This is a genomic window from Intrasporangium sp. (genome assembly GCF_039812505.1).
GTDB lineage: Bacteria > Actinomycetota > Actinomycetes > Actinomycetales > Dermatophilaceae > Intrasporangium_A.
Genome location: NZ_JBDIAQ010000072.1, coordinates 1 through 17109, shown reverse-complemented (window position 1 = coordinate 17109; position 17109 = coordinate 1). Strand labels below are relative to the sequence as shown.

Below are 17109 nucleotides of genomic sequence, written 5' to 3'. Positions count from 1 at the left end.
CCGGTAGGGGATGCGCGCCGCGCGGATCTTGTCCTTGGCGCGGGTGATGCGCCGCGCCATCGTCGTCTCCTGGACGAGGAACGCGCGGGCGATGTCCGCGACGCTCAGGCCGCCGAGCAGACGGAGGGTCAGTGCCACCCTGGCCGGCATGGCCAGCGCTGGGTGACAGCAGGTGAAGACCAGTCTGAGCCGGTCGTCGTCGACCGGACCGGTGCGCTCGGCAGGGGTGTCGTCGTGGAGCAGGTGGGCCGCCTCGTATCTGGCGCTGCGCGTGGCCTCACGACGCAGGTGGTCGATCGCCTTGCGGGCCGCGGTGGTGGTGAGCCAGCCTGCCGGGTTGGGTGGCACGCCCTGGCGCGGCCAGCGCTCGGCCGCGACGGCGAATGCCTCGGCGGCGGCATCCTCGGCAACGTCGAGGTCACCGAAGCGGCGGGCGAGCGAGGCGACCAACCGTGCCCATTCGTCGTGGTGGACCCGGGTGATCGCCGCTGTCACGGCGGGATCGGTCACGGCTCCGGCAGTGCCTGCACGGCCGCGCTGTGGCAGGGACGCGCCCCGACCGGGCCACGGCACGCTTTCGATCCCTGGGCGGTGAGCGCCGGCCCGGCCACCGCGCTCAACCCTGCTCGGCCGCGTCGCCGTCGAAGCGTCCCCGGTCGGGGAAGCGGTGCACCTCCTGCGGCCAGTCGAGCGCGACGGCGAGTCGGCCGGCCCAGTACCGCGCGGCCTCGTCGTCGGCGACATCCACGACGGCGAAGCCGCCGAGGTGCTCCTTGGTCTCGGCGTACGGGCCGTCAGTGAAGACCGGCTCCCCTGACCTGGCCACGACGCTGCACAGAGCGGTCGACGCGTCGATGCCTCCGTTGGTGAAGAGGAAGACTCCGGCGGCCTGCATCTCCGCGATCACCGACATCCCGGCGGTGGACTTCGCCCGCAGCTGCTCCAGCGTGTGTTCCGGCACCCACTCGTCGTTGAACGCGATGAGGTACTCCGGCATGGTCGTCTCCTTCCAGTCTGCGCGAGGGCTGCAGACCTCTCGCACACCGCGCCCGGGTTCGGCCGCGGCTCACCAGTTCCACGAACGGGGGTGGCTCGATACGACAGCGCCCGCGGACCTGTCGCCCGACGCGTCGCGCCCGGCCCGGTTCCCACTCATGGCCGGGTCTCGGCCCTCCCCCGCGCCAGATCGACACGCACCGGCTCACGCGGCTCCTCGGCGGCAGCCGCTCCCGCGAGCGGCGTCGGGTGCCGCGGCCGACGGGCGCGGAGCAAGGAGCCACCACCGCGGCCCGGGTAGACATACAGACCGCGCACGGGGTCCGGCACCGCGTCCAGCGCAGCCTGCACCACCGGAAGCGAACGATAGGCGTCCCGGTCCGTCTCGGTCCGGAACGCGATCTCGAGGATCACGCCCCACCGTGGGGTGTGCCAGCGCCAGTCCGTCGCTCCGTTGGTCAGCGCGGCCTCGACCAGGGCTTCGCCTCGTCCATCCCGCCAGAGACCGGCCGGCACGTCGGCGTCCTGAACCTCGACGGTCAACCAGGACTCCATCCACTCAGGCTACGCCGGGACGAGCCCAGGCAGCACCCCTTGAGGCGGCCCAGCGAGCTGGGGCGCCCCGGCGACGACGATGCGCTGCTTCGAGGCGGCGCATCTGCGTCACGCGAGAGCAGCTGCTGGGCGCGGCTGGCCACCGGCTGGTCCGCATCAGATCTGCTCACGCAAAGCATATATACTGCTCGCGGCCATATGCTCAGTTGAAGCATAACAAGCAATAGGAGGAGGTCGTCATGAGCAGCACCCTTGCCCCGCCCACTGCCGTCGAGCGCACCGCACACCTGTACGAGAAGGTCCGCCACGTCATCCCGGAGGTTGAGTGGGCGACCTTCGCCGACGACGCCGAGGCGATCCTGCGCCTGAAGGCCGAGCGCAACGCCGTCGTGCTCGCGCACAACTACCAGACCCCCGAGATCTTCCACTGCGTCTCGGACATGGTCGGCGACTCGCTCGCCCTGGCCCGGGAGGCCCAGCACGTCGAGGCCGACGTCATCGTCCTGGCCGGCGTCCACTTCATGGCCGAGACCGCCAAGCTGCTCAACCCGGCCAAGACGGTTCTGATCCCCGACCCGCTCGCCGGCTGCTCGCTCGCCGAGTCGATCACCGCCTCGGACGTCCGCGGCCTGCGGGCCCAGCACCCCGGCGTCCCGGTCGTCACCTACGTCAACACCTCGGCCGACGTCAAGGCCGAGAGCGACGTCTGCTGCACCTCCGGCAACGCCGTCAAGGTGATCGAGTCGCTCGGTGTCGACCGGGTCATCATGATCCCCGACGAGTTCCTCGCCCGGAACATCGCGCGCCAGACCGGCGTAGAGGTGATCACCTGGGCCGGGCGCTGCGAGGTGCACGAGCGCTTCCGCGCCGAGGACATCCGCCAGATCCGCGCCGAGCACCCCGACACCGTCGTCCTGGCCCACCCCGAGTGCCCGCCGGACGTCGTCGCGGTCGCGGACCTCGCCGGCTCCACCGCGCAGATGCTCGACTTCGTCGTCAAGCGCCACCCGAGCCAGGTCACCCTCATCACCGAGTGCTCGATGAGCGACAACATCGCCGCGCAGCACCCCGAGATCGAGTTCATCCGGCCGTGCAACCTCTGCCCGCACATGAAGCGCAACACCCTCGCCAAGATCCGTCGCAGCCTCGAGACGATGACCCACGAGGTCGCCATCGACCCCGCCGTCGCCGGCCGCGCCCGCGCCGCTGTCGATCGGATGCTGGCCGTATGACGCCCACCCCCTTTCCCTCACCGCACCCGGTGGGTGCCCGGACAGCCCCGGTCGTCATCGGGGCCGGGCTGGGCGGACTGGTGACCGCGCTCCGGCTGGCCCCCCACCCGGTGCTCGTGGTGTCTTCCGGGCCGCTCGGCCGGGGCGCCGCCAGCGGGTGGGCGCAGGGCGGGATCGCCGCCGCGCTCGGCGACGACGACTCGCTCGAGCTGCACGCCGCGGACACCCTGGCGGCCGGAGCCGGGCTGTGCGAGCCCCATGTCGTCGCGCGCATCACGGCCGCCGCGCCCGGCGCCGTCATGTGGTTGGCCGGCCTGGGGGCCCGCTTCGATCGTGGCCCGGACGGGCGCCTCCGGCTCGGTCTCGAGGGTGCGCACTCGCGCCGCCGCATCGTGCACGCCGCCGGCGACGGCACCGGAGCCGAGATCATGCGCGCCGTCGTCGAGGCCGTACGACACACCCCGTCGATCACGGTGCTCGAGGGCGCCCTCGCCCGGCGACTCGTGCTCGACGCGGGTCGCGTGGTCGGGGTCGTCGTCGAGCAGGCCGGGCACGTCCGGCGGCTGGCCACCGACCGGGTCGTGCTCGCCACCGGCGGCTCCGGTCAGCTGTGGCAGCACACGACCAACCCGTCGGGGTCCCGGGGCCAGGGCCTCGCCATGGCCGCCCGGGCCGGCGCCGAGCTGCGCGACCTGGAGATGGTCCAGTTCCACCCGACCGCGCTCGACGTCGGTCGCGACCCGATGCCGCTGGTCAGCGAGGCGGTGCGCGGGGCCGGCGCGCTGATCGTCGACGGCTCCGGCCGGCCGCTGACCGACGACCCGCTGGCAGCCCGTGACGTCGTGGCCCGGGTCGTGTGGCAGACGGCCTCCCGCGGCGAGCAGGTCTTCCTCGACGCCCGGCAGGCGCTGGGCGACCGGTTCGCCGAGAGGTTCCCGACGGTGGCCGGCGCCTGCCTGGCGGCCGGGGTCGACCCGGCGACGCAGCTCATCCCGGTCCGGCCGGCAGCGCACTACCAGTGCGGCGGGGTCACGGTCGACCTGCACGGCCGCACCACCGTCCCGGGCCTCTGGGCCGTCGGCGAGGTGTCCAGCACCGGGCTGCACGGCGCCAACCGGCTGGCCAGCAACTCCCTGCTCGAGGCCGTCGTCTGCGGCGGCTGGGTCGCCGAGGACCTCGCCGACCAGGACTGCTGCGCTCTCGATCAGGATTACGGCACTCTCGAGCGGGAAAGCTGCGCGACTTCGGATCGACAGTGCGCGACTTCGGATCGACAGTGCGCGACTCCGGATCGACCGTGCACTCTCGATCAAGAAGGCTGCACTGTCGAACAGGATTGCTGCACGCTCGATGAGGAAAGGTGCACCCTCGATGAGGTGCGGGGGCTCATGACCGGTGCGGTCGGGATCCTGCGCAACGGCCCCGACCTCGCGGTGGCCGAGGCTTGGCTTCGCACGGCGACTCTGCGTGCGGCGCTGGCGACCGACCCCGGGCAGGTCGACGACACGGACGTCGAAGACACGGACGTCGACGACACCACCCTCGTGGCACTCCTCGTCACGCACTGCGCCGCCCTGCGGCAGGAGAGCCGCGGCGGGCACACCCGCCTCGACCACCCCGACGCCGACGAGATGGCCCGGCACACCACGGTCCTGCTCGCCGATGTCCTGCCCACCGCGGCGCCGGCCGCAGCGTCTCGGTCCGCCCACCTCGTGTCCGCAGGAGCCGCGCGATGATCCCCAACCCGCTCCCCGAGCTCGTCCTGAGACCGCTCGTCGAGACCGCCCTGCTCGAGGACCTCGGCCGGGCCGGCGACCTCACCTCGAACGCGATCGTCCCGGCGGACGCGCACGACGGCTTCGTCATCACCGCACGGCAGCCGGGCACGGTCGCGGGGCTCGACCTGGCCCGGCTGGCGTTCACCTCGTTCGACCCGAGGGTCGAGTTCACCACCGCCGTCGACGACGGCACGCGCGTGCACCCCGACGAGGAGATCGCCCGGGTCGAGGGCCCGGCCCGCTCGCTGCTGACCGCCGAGCGGGTGGCCCTCAACTTCCTCGGCCACCTGTCCGGGGTCGCCACGGCCACGGCCACGCTCGTCGACGCGGTCGCCCACACGAAGGCGCGGATCTGCTGCACGCGCAAGACGACTCCCGGCCTGCGGGCGGTCGAGAAGTATGCCGTCCGCGCCGGCGGCGGCGCCAACCACCGCTACGGCCTCGACGACGCGGTGCTCGTCAAGGACAACCACATCGCCGTCGCCGGGTCGGTCACCGAGGCCGTGAAACGGGTCCGGGCCAGCGTCGGCCACCTCGTGTCGGTCGAGGTCGAGGTGGACAGCCTGGCCCAGCTCGAGGAGCTGCTCGCCGACCCGGTCGACGCGGTGCTGCTCGACAACATGACGCCGGACACCACCGCCGAGGCCGTACGGCTCGTCGCCGGGCGCATGGTCACCGAGGCGTCCGGTCAGGTGACCCCCGCGACCGCACCGGCGCTGGCCGAGGCCGGCGTCGACCTCATCTCGGCCGGCTGGATCACCCACAGCGCACGCACGCTCGACCTGGGTCTCGACCACGTCGAGGACTGACGGCGCGCGTCCGGCCCTTCCCGGGATCACTGCGCGTGCCAAGATCGCGACATGACTGACGCTCCGGCGACCACTCCCGTCGACGAGGAGGAGGAACGCGCGTCCGTCATGACGGTCCGCACCATCGGCGTCACCGCGAGCGCCTCCGTGCTGTTCCTCCTGCTCCGGTTGCTCGCGGTGGCCCACTACGACTGGGACACGGCCGGAGCGATCGCCGACACCTTCAACTTCACCGACCTCGTGCCGATCGGCTTCGGCACGTTGCTCGCTCGTCCGGACATCACCGGATACCTCGTCGCCCTGCTCCTGCCCCTGTCACTGGTCCGCGCCGTCTGGCCGGTGGGCGGCGTGCCGCGCTTCGCGATCACCACGGTTCTGCTCATCGCGACCCTGCTTGCGGTCGGCACGACGCTGCTGCTCACCTTCGGCACGTGGTGGCCCTTCGCGGGGGCGGCGGGGATCACGGTGCTGCTGGCCATCGCCCGCACGGCCGGCCGGCTCGGAACCGGCCACGAGGCAGTGCGCGTGGCTCTCCGGCGGATGTGGGCCGTTGCGGGGGTCGCCGTCCTGGCGATGGCGACCTTCATCGACACGCCCTGGAGCTCGCACGAGACCATCGTCACCAAGGACGGGACGCTCACCGGCCACGTCCTCAGCGTCGAGCCCGGGTTCCTGCGCCTGCTCGACGAGGACCACCGGATCATGATCATCGACATCGCCGACATCACGAGCCGCACGGTCGACCAGGCACGACCGTGACGCCCTCGCCGAGGAGCCGGCGGCCACAGCGTCCGACGCGGTGAGCAGGCCCAGGGCGAGCATGCCACCCCGCCGCCGTCGCGACGGGTCCCGAACCCAACGAGGGTCAGCCCGGCGCCGGACCGGCAACAACGGACCGCCCGGGGTGGGGTCATCCGAACGAAGGCGACGATCCCCACGGCCGGCACGGGCAGGCCGGCTCGTGCTCCTCCGCGTGGGGCGTCAGGCGGAGCCGGACTCGAGCCGGCGGATCCGTGCGGTGAGCACCTTCAGCAGCAGCCGGGCGATCTCCGGCTGGCGGTCCAGCAGCTCGTCGAAGCTGAGCGGCGAGACCATGAAGCTCGTCGCACCGTCCGGACCGGCCACGACGGTTGCCGTCCGGGTCGACTCGTCGAGCAGCGACATCTCACCGAAGTAGTCGCCCGCGCCCAGCGAGCCGACCTGCTGGTCGTTGACATGCACGGTGGCGGAGCCTTCGAGCAGGAGCTGGAGGCCGGCGTCGCGGGCGCCCTGCTCGGCCAGCACCGCACCCGCGGACACTCTCCGGGTCGAGCCCCGGTCGATGATCTGGTCGACCAGCTCCGGCGGGAGGTGCTCGAAGAGGTTGACGCGCCTCAGCGACTCCTTGAGGTTCACGAGGCCTCCTTCGCGGCAATCGCGGGGTGCAGGACTGTGCTGACGAACGTAGCAGCGGCGGCCCGTGCGCGGTATGGGTCACCCCGGGGCGGTTTCCGCCACCTGCACCCCACCCGCGACCCGCTGCTCGAGACGGGAACGCCACCCGAGCGCCCCGATGCGCTCGAAGGTCGCCAGGGCCGACCGGTAGTGCTCGGACGCCTCCGACGGGCGTCCTTGCCCGACAAGCCAGTCCGCCAGCTCCACCTGGGCCTGGGCCGCGAAGCCCACGGCCCCGAAGTCGCGCAGCGCGACCACGCCGGCCCGCAGGTCGGCCTCCACCTGCCCGGCAGGGTCGCCGCGCAGCGCGGCGACCAGGCCCCGGAGGCGCAGGGCGTGGGCCCGCAACGCCGGGCTGACCAGGCCCGGCCGCACACCGGTCACCGGCGCGAGCAACCGCTCGGCGACCGCGACGTCGCCGGCCTCGACGGCGGCGAGGACCATCGGCGGCCAGAGGTGCATGAAGTCGTCGTCGAGCCGACAGAACCGCACCAACCGGTCCAGGGCGGCATCGGCGAACCGGGCGGCCTCGACCCGGTCGCCGGATGCCCGGAGCCGAGCCAGCCGCAGGGCGTCGTTCCAGACGCGTTCGGACTGGTTGTCGGTCGCGCCGAACGGGTCGGGACCGTCGCCGCAGGCAGCGGTCGAGGGACGGCCCATCGCGTCGTCCAGCCAGAGGGCGAGCAGGTGCTGCGCGCTGCCGACCCGGGCGTCCGCCGCGGGCTCGCCGAGCTCGGCCAGTCGCTCGGCCGCCTCTGCCAGGCGGCCGGCGGTCCAGAGCAGGCACACCTGGTTCTGCAGGGTCAGGTTCGTCGTCAGGAGGTGCCCGGAGCGGCGGCTCACCTCGACGGCCTCGCGCCCGACCTCGAGCGCCCCCGGCAGGTCATGGTCCATCCTGGCCGAGATCAGGCTCATCAGCACCCAGCCGAGCTCGGTGGTGGCTCCGTGGCGCCGCGCCAGCCCGGCGGCCCCCTCGAGGATGGCCTGGCCGGTCAGCCGGGCTCCGTCCAGGAAGAACTGGATGGACAGCTGGGCCATCGCCAGGGCCGTCCGGCCCGGGTCGCCCATCGCCTCGGCGAGCCGCACCGACCGCTCGGCGAAGGCCCGGGCCGCCGGCATCTCGCCCAGGTACAGGTGGGTGGTGGCGAGGATCGCGTAGAGGTCGGCCAGCGCCGTGTCGACCTCGCTCGAACCCGGCAGCTGCTCCAGCGCGGCGAGCCGGGGCCGCGCCACCTCGATCGCAGCGCGGTTGTCGCGCCGGCCGGAGAGGGCCGAGGCCTGCAGGGCGACGGCCCGACCGGCACCCGCCACGTCGCCGAGCTCGTCGTACAGCCGGATGCTGGTCACAGAGTGCGCGATGGCCGTGTCGTGGTCACCCGTCGCGCCGGCGGCTCGAGCCGCACCCTCGTGCAGCCGGGCCCCGACCGTCGGGTCGTCGGTGTGCGCCAGGGCCCGCCCGAACAGTCGCACCGCCTCGGCCGTGGCCCCGAGGGACAGGGCGCGCCGAGCGGCGGTCTCCAGCAGCGCAGTGGCCCTGCTGGTCAGCTCGGGCACGTCGGGGTCCGCGGACCCCGAGGCGTCCACGGCGTCGAGCAGGTGCTGCGCGAGCACGACGGACAGCTCGTCGCCGACGTCCGGGTCGCTCGACAGGTGCTCGGCCGCAGCGAGGTGGCGCAGCTTGCGGTCCCGCCTGGACTGCGTCGCGTAGGCGACCTGCCGCACGATGGTCTGCACGAAGCGGTACTGGCCGAAGGCGGCCGCGAAGGGGTCGCGCTGGATGGTGAGGATCTCCTTGCGGCACAGCCCGGCCAGGGCCTCGTCCAGGTCTCCGGCCGGCAGGCCGGGCAGGGCGGCTGCGAGGGCGGCCAGCCTCGCCCGGGTGAACGTCTTGCCGAGCACGCTGGCGTCCGTGAGGACCCGGCGCTCGGCCGGCCGCAGGGCGTCGAGCCGGGAGGCGACCAGCGCGTGCAACGACCCCGGCGCCCCGACCGCGTCCAGGTCGACCGGCACGCCCTCGGCCGGGACGTACCGGCCCTCGCTGGGAACGACCAGGTCCCGGTCGATGAGGGCGCGCACCGTCTCCATGGCGAACAGCGGCACGCCCTCGGCACGACGGACGAGCGCGTCCCGCTCCTGCGACGGGAGCCGGTCCACGAGGTCGTCGACGAGCCGCCCCATCTCGGCGTCGTCGAGGGTGTCGAGCCGGATGACGCTCGCGCGCCGCCCCCCGAGGCCGGGCCGCCGGGCGAGCAGGTCCGGGCGGGCCAGGACGAGCACGAAGATGGCGGCGTGGGCGGTGGCGAGCAGGTGCTCGATGAAGTCGAGCAGCGCGTCGTCGGCGTGCTCGGCGTCGTCGATGACCATCAGGACCGGGTCGCTCGCCCCGACCCGCTCGAAGAAGGCCGACCAGGCGGCGAACAGCTCCTCGCGAGCGTACGTGCCCTCGACCCCGGCGCCGATCAGGACCGCGATGCGGGGCCGCAGCCAGGCCCGCTCCGACTCGTCGGCGACGATCCGCGCCAGGCCCGTGTCCAGCCGCTCGTCCACGACGGCGCCGGTGTCGCCCTCGACCAGCCCGAAGCGGGTGCGCACCGCCTCGCTCAGCGCCCAGAACACCACCCCCTCGCCGTACGAGAGGCACCGGCCGCGGTGCCACCGGACCGTGCCCGACAGCCCGTCGACGTACTTCTCGAACTCCCACGCCAGCCGGGACTTGCCGACGCCCGGCTCGCCGTCGACGACGACCAGCCGCGGTCGGCGGGACTCCTCCACCGCGTGGAAGAGCTCCTTGAGCGTGCGCAGCTCCCGGTCCCGACCGTACATGCGCGCCTCGAGGCCGTCGGCCCGCTGCCCCGAGGTGACGTCGCCGACGACCGCGCGGGCGGAGTGGAGGCGGACCGGGTCGGCCTTCCCCTTCAGGAGGTGCGCCCCCTCGTCGCGGTACTCGATCGTGCGGGCCGTCAGCCCACGCGTGGTGTCGTCGACCCAGACCTGCCCCGGCTTCGCGGTCGACTGCACCCGGGCCGCGGTGTTGACTGCGTCCCCCGCCACCATCCCCTCCCCGGTCGCGCCGACGGTGACCGCCACCTCGCCGCTGACCACCCCGACCCGCATGGCCAGGCCCGGGGCGCCGACCCGCGCTCCGAAGGCCGCGACCGTGTCGACGAGCTCGAGCCCGGCCAGCACGGCCCGGGAGGCGTCGTCCTCGTGGGCGACCGGCGCACCCCACACCGCCATGACGGCGTCGCCGATGAACTTCTCGACGGTGCCGCCGTAGCGCGCGACGACGGTGCGGCACTCGGCGAAGTAGCGCGACAGCAGCTCGCGCGTCTCCTCGGCGTCGCGGGCCTCGGCCAGGGTCGTGAAGGCGACCAGGTCTCCGAACAGCACCGAGGTGACGCGCCGCTCGGCCACGGGCGCCAGCGGGGCCGGGGGCGGCGCGTCGACGGACGCCCCGCAGGCGTGGCAGTACCTGGCGCCGGGCAGGAGCTGCGCGTCGCAGGAGCGGCAACTGGCCGGCGGCTCCGGCCGGGCGGCCCCGCACGACGGGCAGAAGCGGGCCTGCGCGGGAAGCGTCGCTCCGCAGTCCGCGCACTCGACGCCGGCCACCTGGGTCATGCCGCTCACGGAGCCCCGGACCGCGTCGCCGCCAGCACCTGCCAGATCGGCCCGCTCGGCAGGCGCCGGGCCGTGAAGCCGTGCTCCGCCAGGATCTGGACCATGGCCTCGGGCGGGTGCACGAAGGTGCGGTACTCGCGGCCGATCAGGCGCTGCCCGGCGTTCGCCGTCCGGACCATGCCCCGGGAGAGCAGGTTGCGCGGCGGGTGGGTGAACACCACCGCGCGACGGGCGTGGTCGGCGGCGGCGCCGAGCAGGGCCGCGAGGTCCGGGTAGCAGCAGACCACCCGGTGCATGACGACGACGTCGGCGGGCTCGGCCACCGAGCCGTCGACGGCCAGGTCACCGAGGACCCGGTGGACCCGGTCGGTCATCCCGGCCTCGGCGGCCAGGGCCGTCGCGGCCGCCTCGTAGCCCGGGCTCAGCTCGAGGTTCGTCGTGCCGGCCGCCCCGCGGCGCAGCAGGTCCAGCTGGATCTCCCCGACGCCGCCCCCGATCTCGAGCACGCTCGCGCCCTCGATGCCCTGGGCGACGAGCCAGTCGACCATCCGCCGGGACGGCCCGTCGATCCCGCGCTTGCGGTACCGCGCGGCGACATGGCGGGCGAAGCGCTCGCCGAACATCCGGTCGCAGCCGCGCGGGTTGCAGCACCCACCCATGACACGAGTATGCCGCCCAGCCGGGCCCCGCGCGGACCCGATGGTCCGTGCGGGGCCGGCTGGGCGGCATACCCCTCGGGCTACTTCACCTCGGCGCGGGACAGGCGCCACATCCCGACCACGAGCGGGAGCAGTACCCACACGCCGACCGCCGTGCCGAGCTGGGCCCACTGTTGGCCGGTCAGGGCCGCACCCATGAAGAGCGGCTCCATCGTCCGGTTCAGGTCGAGCCACCGCGAGGCCGACTCGACCCACGACACGAGGGAGGTGAGGATCCCCCACACGGTCGGCAGCGCGAAGTAGGTGACGATCGCGGCGGGCGTGTTCTTGAATAGCATGCCGAACCCGACGCCCTGTGCGAGGCCGAGCAGGACGTAGAGGCCGGCGCCGCTGACCATGAGCCACCCGATGCCCCACTCCGGGGTGGCACCCCGCAGGGTGACGGCGCCCTGGTGGGCGACGGCCGCCAGGCCGAGTGCCAGCGCGAAGGCCGCGACGCCGACGAGCATCGACGCGGCGAGCTTCGCCCAGCCGACGCGCACCCGGCGCGGCTCCATGGTGAAGGTGACCAGCCCGGTCCGCTGCGACCACTCCGACGTGACGGCCAGGATGCCGGCGACGGGCAGGATGATCGCCGTCGGCATGATCGTGGCCTGCAGGTAGTCGGCGAGGCTGTGCCGGCCCCCGCCGACGAAGAAGAGGATCACCAGCGCGGTCGCGATGGCCGCCCCGATGCCGATGACCAGCCAGCGCCCGGCCCGCGTGTCGAGCATCTTGCGCAGCTCCACCCGGACGAGCCGGGCGAACGGGACTGCGCTGGTGGGCCGCTCACCGGGGATCCGCGGCGGGACGGCCGCGACGGCCGGCAGCGGCGACTCCGCGTGCGGGCTGCGGGACCGGGCGGTCGGGCCGGGCAGGCCCGGGACCGGGTGGGTTGTCGTGGTTGTCGTGGTCATGCTGCGACCTCCTCGCGGGCCGTGTCGGCGGTGAGCTCGAGGAACATCTCCTCGAGACCTCGTGAGTCACCCGCGCGCAGCTCGACGAGGGCGATGGCTGTTGCCGCGGCGACGCGTCCGACGTCCACGGGGTCGGCCTCGACCTGCAGGCCGCCGGTGGCCAGCTGCCGGGCGGTGACGGTGGCGTCGGCGAGCGCGCGGGCCAGGGCGGCGTCGTCGACCGAACGCACGAAGGTGCCTGCCCCGGCGAGCAGCTGCCCCTTCGTGCCCTGCGCGACGATGCGCCCGTGGCCGATGACGATCAGCTCGTCGGCCACGCGCTCGATCTCGTTCAGCAGGTGCGAGCTGAGCAGCACGGTTCCGCCCCGGTCGGCGTAGCCGCGCAGCAGGTCGCGCATCCAGCGGATCCCGGCCGGGTCGAGCCCGTTGGCCGGCTCGTCCAGGATGAGCACCTCGGGGTCGCCGAGCAGGGCATGGGCGATGCCCAGTCGCTGGCGCATCCCGAGCGAGTAGTTGCGCACCCGGCGGCCGGCCTCCGTGCCGGTCAGGCCGACGAGGTCGAGCATCGTGTCGACCCGGCGCCGGTCGACGCCCATGAAGACGGCGCCGAGGGTGAGCACCTCGCGCCCGGTGCGCCCGGCGTGCTGGGCGGACGCGTCGAGCAGGGTGCCGACGTAGCGGCCCGGGTTGGGCAGGCTCGCGTACGGGCGGCCGAGGACGGTGGCGGTGCCGGAGGTGGCGGGGGTCAGCCCGGCCATGATCCGCATCGCGGTCGTCTTGCCGGCGCCGTTCGGGCCGAGGAAGCCGGTCACCTGCCCCGGGCGCACCTCGAACGAGACGTCGTCGACGGCCGTGAAGCCGCCGTACCTCTTGGTCAGTCGGTCAACTGTGATCATGTCTCCAGACTGCCGGGCGCCTGCTCCACCCACCATGAGGGACCGGCCCCACTCGACCCCGACCCGACCCCGACGCCGCTCAGGGTCGACCCGGGGCCCCGGGTCCGGCCCAGATGCGACTCAGTCGCATCTGGGCCTACACTTCCGACCATGCACGTCCCCGACGGATTCCTCGACGCCCAGACGTCGGTCGCCACCGCCGTGGTCGCCGCGGGCGGCGTCGCGGCGGCCCTGCGCGGTGCCCGGCGCGACCTCGACGACCGGGTGGCGCCGATGGCCGGGCTCGTGGCCGTGTTCGTCTTCGCCGCGCAGATGGTCAACTTCCCGGTCGGCGCGGGCACCTCGGGGCACCTGCTCGGCGGGGCGCTCGCGGCGGTGCTCGTCGGGCCCTGGCTCGCGACGCTGTCGATCACGGTCGTCCTGCTCGTGCAGGCGTTCCTGTTCGCCGACGGCGGCGTCACCGCGCTCGGCACGAACGTGCTGCTCATGGGGATCGTCGGCGTCTGGGTCGGCTACGGGGTGTTCCGGCTCGGCCGCAGACTCCTGCCCCAGCGGCTCTCCTCGGTCGGGGTGGCTGCCGGGATCGGCGCCTTCGTCTCCGTCCCGGTCGCGGCAGCGGCGTTCACCGGGCTGTTCGCCGTCGGCGGGCAGGCTCCGATCCCGGTCGGCTCCGTGCTGACCGCGATGGTCTCGGTGCACGTGCTCATCGGCATCGGCGAGGCGCTCATCACCGCCCTCGTGATCGGGTCGGTCGTCGCGGTGCGCCCCGACCTCGTCCACGGCGCGCGGCCCCTGCTCGCCGCCCGGGAGCTCGAGATCCGCGAGGGGGTCCGCACATGAGCACGAGGCGGTTCGCGGCCCTTGCGGTCCTCGTCGCCCTCCTGGTGGCCGGGGTGCTGTCCTTCTACGCCTCGAAGAGCCCCGACGGGCTGCAGCACGTCGCCGAGACCAAGCGGTTCGCGCAGACGGAGACCGCGCACCACACGGCGGCCAGCCCCCTGGCCGGTTACGAGACCACCGGCGTGGCCGGCCCGCACCTGTCCAAGGGCCTGGCCGGGGTCATCGGGGTGGGCGCGACGGGTCTGCTGATGGGCGGTCTCGTGCTGCTCCTACGGCGCCGCGGCGCCTCGTCCCCGACCGAGGTCGCGGAGCACGAGCCGCACTGACATGGGCGCCTCCCACGGGCATGCGCTGCACTACCACGGCCACTCCCCCCTCCACCGCCTACCGGCACACCCCAAGATTGTCGCGCTGCTCGGTTTCGTCCTGGCCGTGGTGGCCACCCCCCGCACCATGCTCTGGCCGTATGCCGTCCACCTGCTCGCGCTGCTCGCCGCGGTCCGCGTATCGCGGGTTCCCTTCCCGTACCTGGGTAGACGGCTCGTCGTCGAGGTGCCGTTCGTCGTGTTCGCGCTGCTCATGCCGTTCGTCGCGACCGGCCCTCGCGTCGCCGTCGGCCCACTGTCCGTCTCGCAGGCGGGCCTCTGGGGTGCCTGGGCGCTGCTCGCGAAGGGCACGCTCGGGGTGCTCGCCGCGCTGCTGCTGGCCGCGACGACCGAGCCGCGCGACGTCCTCGCCGGGTTCGAACGGCTCGGGCTGCCCCGGCCCCTCGTGCAGATAGCGGGCTTCATGATCCGCTATCTCGAGGTCGTCGCAGGTGAGCTGAGCCGGATGCGGATCGCCCGTGCCTCCAGAGGGTTCCAGGCCAGCTCGGTGCGCGCCTGGCCGGCTCTCGGGGCGACCCTCGGGGCCCTGTTCGTCCGGTCCTACGAGCGCGGCGAACGGGTCCACCTGGCGATGCTCTCGCGTGGCTACCGGGGTCGGCTGCCGGCGCTGCACCCGCTGACCGCCACGCCCGCGCAGTGGGCGGTGAGCGGCATACTTCCACTGGTGGCCGTGGGCGCGTGCCTGGCCGGGGTGGTGGCGGCGTGACCACGCCCGTGCTCGACGTACGTGGCCTGGCCTACGCCTACCCCGACGGCCACCAGGCGTTGTACGGCGTGGACCTGCAGGTCCACCGGGGCGAACGGGTGGCACTGCTCGGGCCGAACGGCGCGGGCAAGACGACCCTGGTGCTGCACCTGAACGGGATCCTCACCGCCGGCGCGGGAACGGTGGCGGTCTCAGGGCTGCCCGTGACGAAGGACAACCTGCACGAGGTCCGGCGGCGCGTCGGCATCGTCTTCCAGGACCCCGACGACCAGCTCTTCATGCCGACGGTGCATGACGACGTCGCGTTCGGCCCGGCCAACCTCGGCCTGCGCGGTCCGGAGCTGGAGGCACGCGTTGGGCGGGCCCTGGAGCAGGTCGGTATGACAGGCTTCGCCGACCGGCCGCCGCACCACCTGTCGTACGGACAGCGCCGTCGGGTGGCGGTCGCGACCGTGCTCGCGATGGAGCCGGAGGTCCTCGTCCTGGACGAGCCGAGCTCGAACCTCGACCCCGCCTCGCGGCGCGAGCTGGCCGGCATCGTCCGCTCACTCGGGGTGACCGTCCTGATGGTCACGCACGACCTGCCCTACGCCCTCGAGCTGTGCGAGCGCGCCGCCATCCTGTCCGGCGGCGTCATCGCGGCCGACGGCCCGACCCGAGACCTGCTCGGCGACGAAGAGCTGATGGCGGCGCACCGGCTCGAGCTGCCCTACGGGTTCGTGCTGCGCTCCTGAGGGCAGGGGCAACTGGCCGCCTCGCTCGAAGTGTCGAGCGAGGCGGCGAGTCGTGCCGGCTGGTGCGGGCGGCTGCGCGCGGGGCGAAGCTACTCGGCGTGGCCCGCCGACCGTGACGGGGCGGCGACCCGGGGCGGCTCGGCGACGGCCGCGCCGTCCAGAACTGCTGCGGCGGCCCCGGCCTGGCCCACCTGCGTCAGCAGGGGCTGCAGCAGGTTGATCGGCAGGGGGATCACGGCGGTCGAGGTGCTGGAGTTGCTCAGCTCGAGGAGGGTCTGCAGGTAGCGCAGCTGCAGCGTCGAGGGGTTGCGGCTCATCTCGTCGGCCGCGTCCGCCAGCCGTGAGGAGGCCTGGAACTCGCCCTCGGCGTTGATCACCTTCGCGCGCCGTTCACGTTCCGCCTCGGCCTGCCGGGCGATGGCCCGCTGCATGGCGTCGGGCACGTCGACGTCCTTGATCTCGACGATCGACACCTTGACGCCCCAGGGCTCGGTCTGCTGGTCGATCACCTTCTGCAGGTCCTCGTTGAGCCGCTCGCGCTCGGCCAGCAGCGTGTCCAGCTCGGCCTTGCCGAGCACCGCGCGCAGCGAGGTCTGGGCGATCTGGCTGGTGGCGGCGTAGTAGTCCTCCACCTCCACGATCGCCTTGTTCGCGTCGATGACCCGGAAGTACGCCACGGCGGTGACCCGCACCGGGACGTTGTCCCGGGTGATCACGTCCTGCGGCGGCACGTTCAGGGTGATCACCCGCAGGCTGACCCGGACCATGCGGTCCACGACGGGGATCAGCAGCACCAGCCCGGCGTTCTTCAGGTCGATCAGCCGGCCGAGCCGGAAGACGACCCCACGCTCGTACTCGCGCAGCACCCGCACCGAGGAGCCGAGCAGTGACAGGAACACCAGAGCAACGACGATACCGACGACGGCGATCTCCATCGCGGCGTCACTTCCCTCTCGCATAGAGCGGACGCACGGACATGGTCAGCCCGTCGAGATCATCGACGACGACGGTCTCCCCGGGCACCGGCCGTGCGTCCTGCCAGTCGCCGGAGAGGACGGCGCGCCAGAGCGTGCCGTCGGCGGTCACCTGGCCCTCGGACCGGTCCCAGCTGCGCACCATGGCCACCGTGCCGACCAAGGTCGACGGACCGGTCCGCAGCGCCTGGCTGCGGGCCGCGGCCACCTTGCGCGCCGCCAGCATGGTGCCGAGCAGGCCCGAGCCGGCAAGCACGACGGCGACCGGGATCGTGAGCACGAGCGCGGCCCCCAGGCCCGCCATGATCAGTCCGGCCCCGACGGCCACGGCCAGCACCCCGGCCACCGCGAGCACCCCGCCGGTCGTGACATGCGCCTCGACGACAATCACGGCGAGCCCAACCAGGACGACCACCGCACCGAGCACTACCACGCCAACCACCTCATCGGCCGGCCAGTCCAGTCGCATGGGCCCCGGGGTCCAACTGGCTCGACAGGCCCTGTCCGGCGACTACTCCAGCGTACCTCGCTTCCCG

18 protein-coding genes are annotated in these 17109 nt (G+C 73.4%); 8 read left to right on the top strand and 10 right to left on the bottom strand.

Translation table 11 applies throughout. The annotated features are described in order from the left end of the window. The 3 genes from WMI84_RS10830 to WMI84_RS10820 all read right to left on the bottom strand — a co-directional run. Positions 1 to 495, bottom strand: a 495-nt coding sequence (locus WMI84_RS10830; RefSeq protein ID WP_347353013.1) for a sigma factor, incomplete at its 3' end; no start/stop codon positions are given. 121 nt (positions 496 to 616) lie between these two features. Beyond that, positions 617 to 997 carry a YciI family protein gene (locus tag WMI84_RS10825; protein ID WP_347353011.1) on the bottom strand — a complete coding sequence of 127 codons (381 nt, stop codon included), beginning with the start codon at positions 995 to 997 and terminating at the stop codon, positions 617 to 619. A gap of 155 nt (positions 998 to 1152) precedes the next feature. Next, positions 1153 to 1551, bottom strand: coding sequence for a hypothetical protein (locus WMI84_RS10820; RefSeq protein ID WP_347353009.1), 399 nt, complete (start codon positions 1549 to 1551; stop codon positions 1153 to 1155). Positions 1552 to 1790: 239 nt separating this feature from the next. Here WMI84_RS10820 and nadA point away from each other — a divergent pair, with 239 nt between their 5' ends. The 4 genes from nadA to WMI84_RS10800 are packed head-to-tail and all read left to right on the top strand — an operon-like array spanning position 1791 to position 6129. Continuing rightward, positions 1791 to 2783 carry a quinolinate synthase NadA gene (gene nadA, locus WMI84_RS10815; protein WP_347353007.1) on the top strand — a complete coding sequence of 331 codons (993 nt, stop codon included), beginning with the start codon at positions 1791 to 1793 and terminating at the stop codon, positions 2781 to 2783. Then, positions 2780 to 4519 (top strand): L-aspartate oxidase, encoded by a 1740-nt coding sequence (locus WMI84_RS10810; protein WP_347353005.1) that lies wholly within the window; start codon positions 2780 to 2782, stop codon positions 4517 to 4519. Before nadA ends, WMI84_RS10810 begins: the two co-directional genes overlap by 4 nt. Further along, positions 4516 to 5370 carry a carboxylating nicotinate-nucleotide diphosphorylase gene (gene nadC / locus WMI84_RS10805; RefSeq protein WP_347353003.1) on the top strand — a complete coding sequence of 285 codons (855 nt, stop codon included), beginning with the start codon at positions 4516 to 4518 and terminating at the stop codon, positions 5368 to 5370. The genes WMI84_RS10810 and nadC overlap by 4 nt, the downstream gene beginning before the upstream one ends. Before the next feature lie 51 nt (positions 5371 to 5421). Continuing rightward, positions 5422 to 6129: a hypothetical protein gene (locus WMI84_RS10800; RefSeq protein WP_347353001.1), complete on the top strand. Its 708-nt coding sequence runs from the start codon at positions 5422 to 5424 to the stop codon at positions 6127 to 6129. Between the two features lie 222 nt (positions 6130 to 6351). Here the strand turns inward: WMI84_RS10800 and WMI84_RS10795 are convergent, their stop codons facing one another. From WMI84_RS10795 to WMI84_RS10775, 5 genes are all read right to left on the bottom strand, one after another. Beyond that, entirely contained in the window at positions 6352 to 6765 is a 414-nt protein-coding gene (locus WMI84_RS10795) for a cyclic nucleotide-binding domain-containing protein (protein WP_347352999.1), read from the bottom strand. 78 nt (positions 6766 to 6843) lie between these two features. Continuing rightward, complete coding sequence (locus WMI84_RS10790; RefSeq protein ID WP_347352998.1) at positions 6844 to 10422, bottom strand: adenylate/guanylate cyclase domain-containing protein; 3579 nt, start codon at positions 10420 to 10422, stop codon at positions 6844 to 6846. Positions 10423 to 10427: 5 nt separating this feature from the next. Beyond that, complete coding sequence (locus WMI84_RS10785) at positions 10428 to 11081, bottom strand: methyltransferase domain-containing protein (protein ID WP_347352996.1); 654 nt, start codon at positions 11079 to 11081, stop codon at positions 10428 to 10430. An 80-nt stretch (positions 11082 to 11161) separates the two neighbouring features. Further along, on the bottom strand, positions 11162 to 12037 hold the full coding sequence (locus WMI84_RS10780; RefSeq protein ID WP_347352994.1) for an ABC transporter permease: 876 nt from the start codon (positions 12035 to 12037) through the stop codon (positions 11162 to 11164). After that, positions 12034 to 12933, bottom strand: a complete 900-nt coding sequence (locus WMI84_RS10775) for an ATP-binding cassette domain-containing protein (protein WP_347352993.1) — start codon at positions 12931 to 12933, stop codon at positions 12034 to 12036. The genes WMI84_RS10780 and WMI84_RS10775 overlap by 4 nt, the downstream gene beginning before the upstream one ends. A 150-nt stretch (positions 12934 to 13083) precedes the next feature. Between WMI84_RS10775 and WMI84_RS10770 the strand changes: the two genes are divergently transcribed. From WMI84_RS10770 to WMI84_RS10755, 4 genes are read left to right on the top strand one after another with little or no spacing between them, the layout of a single operon-like run. Further along, complete coding sequence (locus tag WMI84_RS10770) at positions 13084 to 13773, top strand: energy-coupling factor ABC transporter permease (RefSeq protein WP_347352991.1); 690 nt, start codon at positions 13084 to 13086, stop codon at positions 13771 to 13773. Beyond that, positions 13770 to 14099: a PDGLE domain-containing protein gene (locus WMI84_RS10765; protein ID WP_347352990.1), complete on the top strand. Its 330-nt coding sequence runs from the start codon at positions 13770 to 13772 to the stop codon at positions 14097 to 14099. The genes WMI84_RS10770 and WMI84_RS10765 overlap by 4 nt, the downstream gene beginning before the upstream one ends. Position 14100: 1 nt before the next feature. Continuing rightward, on the top strand, positions 14101 to 14865 hold the full coding sequence (cbiQ, locus tag WMI84_RS10760; protein ID WP_347352988.1) for a cobalt ECF transporter T component CbiQ: 765 nt from the start codon (positions 14101 to 14103) through the stop codon (positions 14863 to 14865). Further along, entirely contained in the window at positions 14862 to 15599 is a 738-nt protein-coding gene (locus tag WMI84_RS10755) for an ABC transporter ATP-binding protein (RefSeq protein WP_347352987.1), read from the top strand. Before cbiQ ends, WMI84_RS10755 begins: the two co-directional genes overlap by 4 nt. Positions 15600 to 15688: 89 nt before the next feature. Here WMI84_RS10755 and WMI84_RS10750 read toward each other — a convergent pair whose 3' ends face one another. Next, a complete protein-coding gene (locus WMI84_RS10750; RefSeq protein WP_347352985.1) occupies positions 15689 to 16534 on the bottom strand; it encodes a slipin family protein in 846 nt (281 codons plus the stop codon). 7 nt (positions 16535 to 16541) lie between these two features. Beyond that, positions 16542 to 17006: an NfeD family protein gene (locus tag WMI84_RS10745; protein ID WP_347352984.1), complete on the bottom strand. Its 465-nt coding sequence runs from the start codon at positions 17004 to 17006 to the stop codon at positions 16542 to 16544. Between the last annotated feature and the right edge of the window lie 103 nt (positions 17007 to 17109).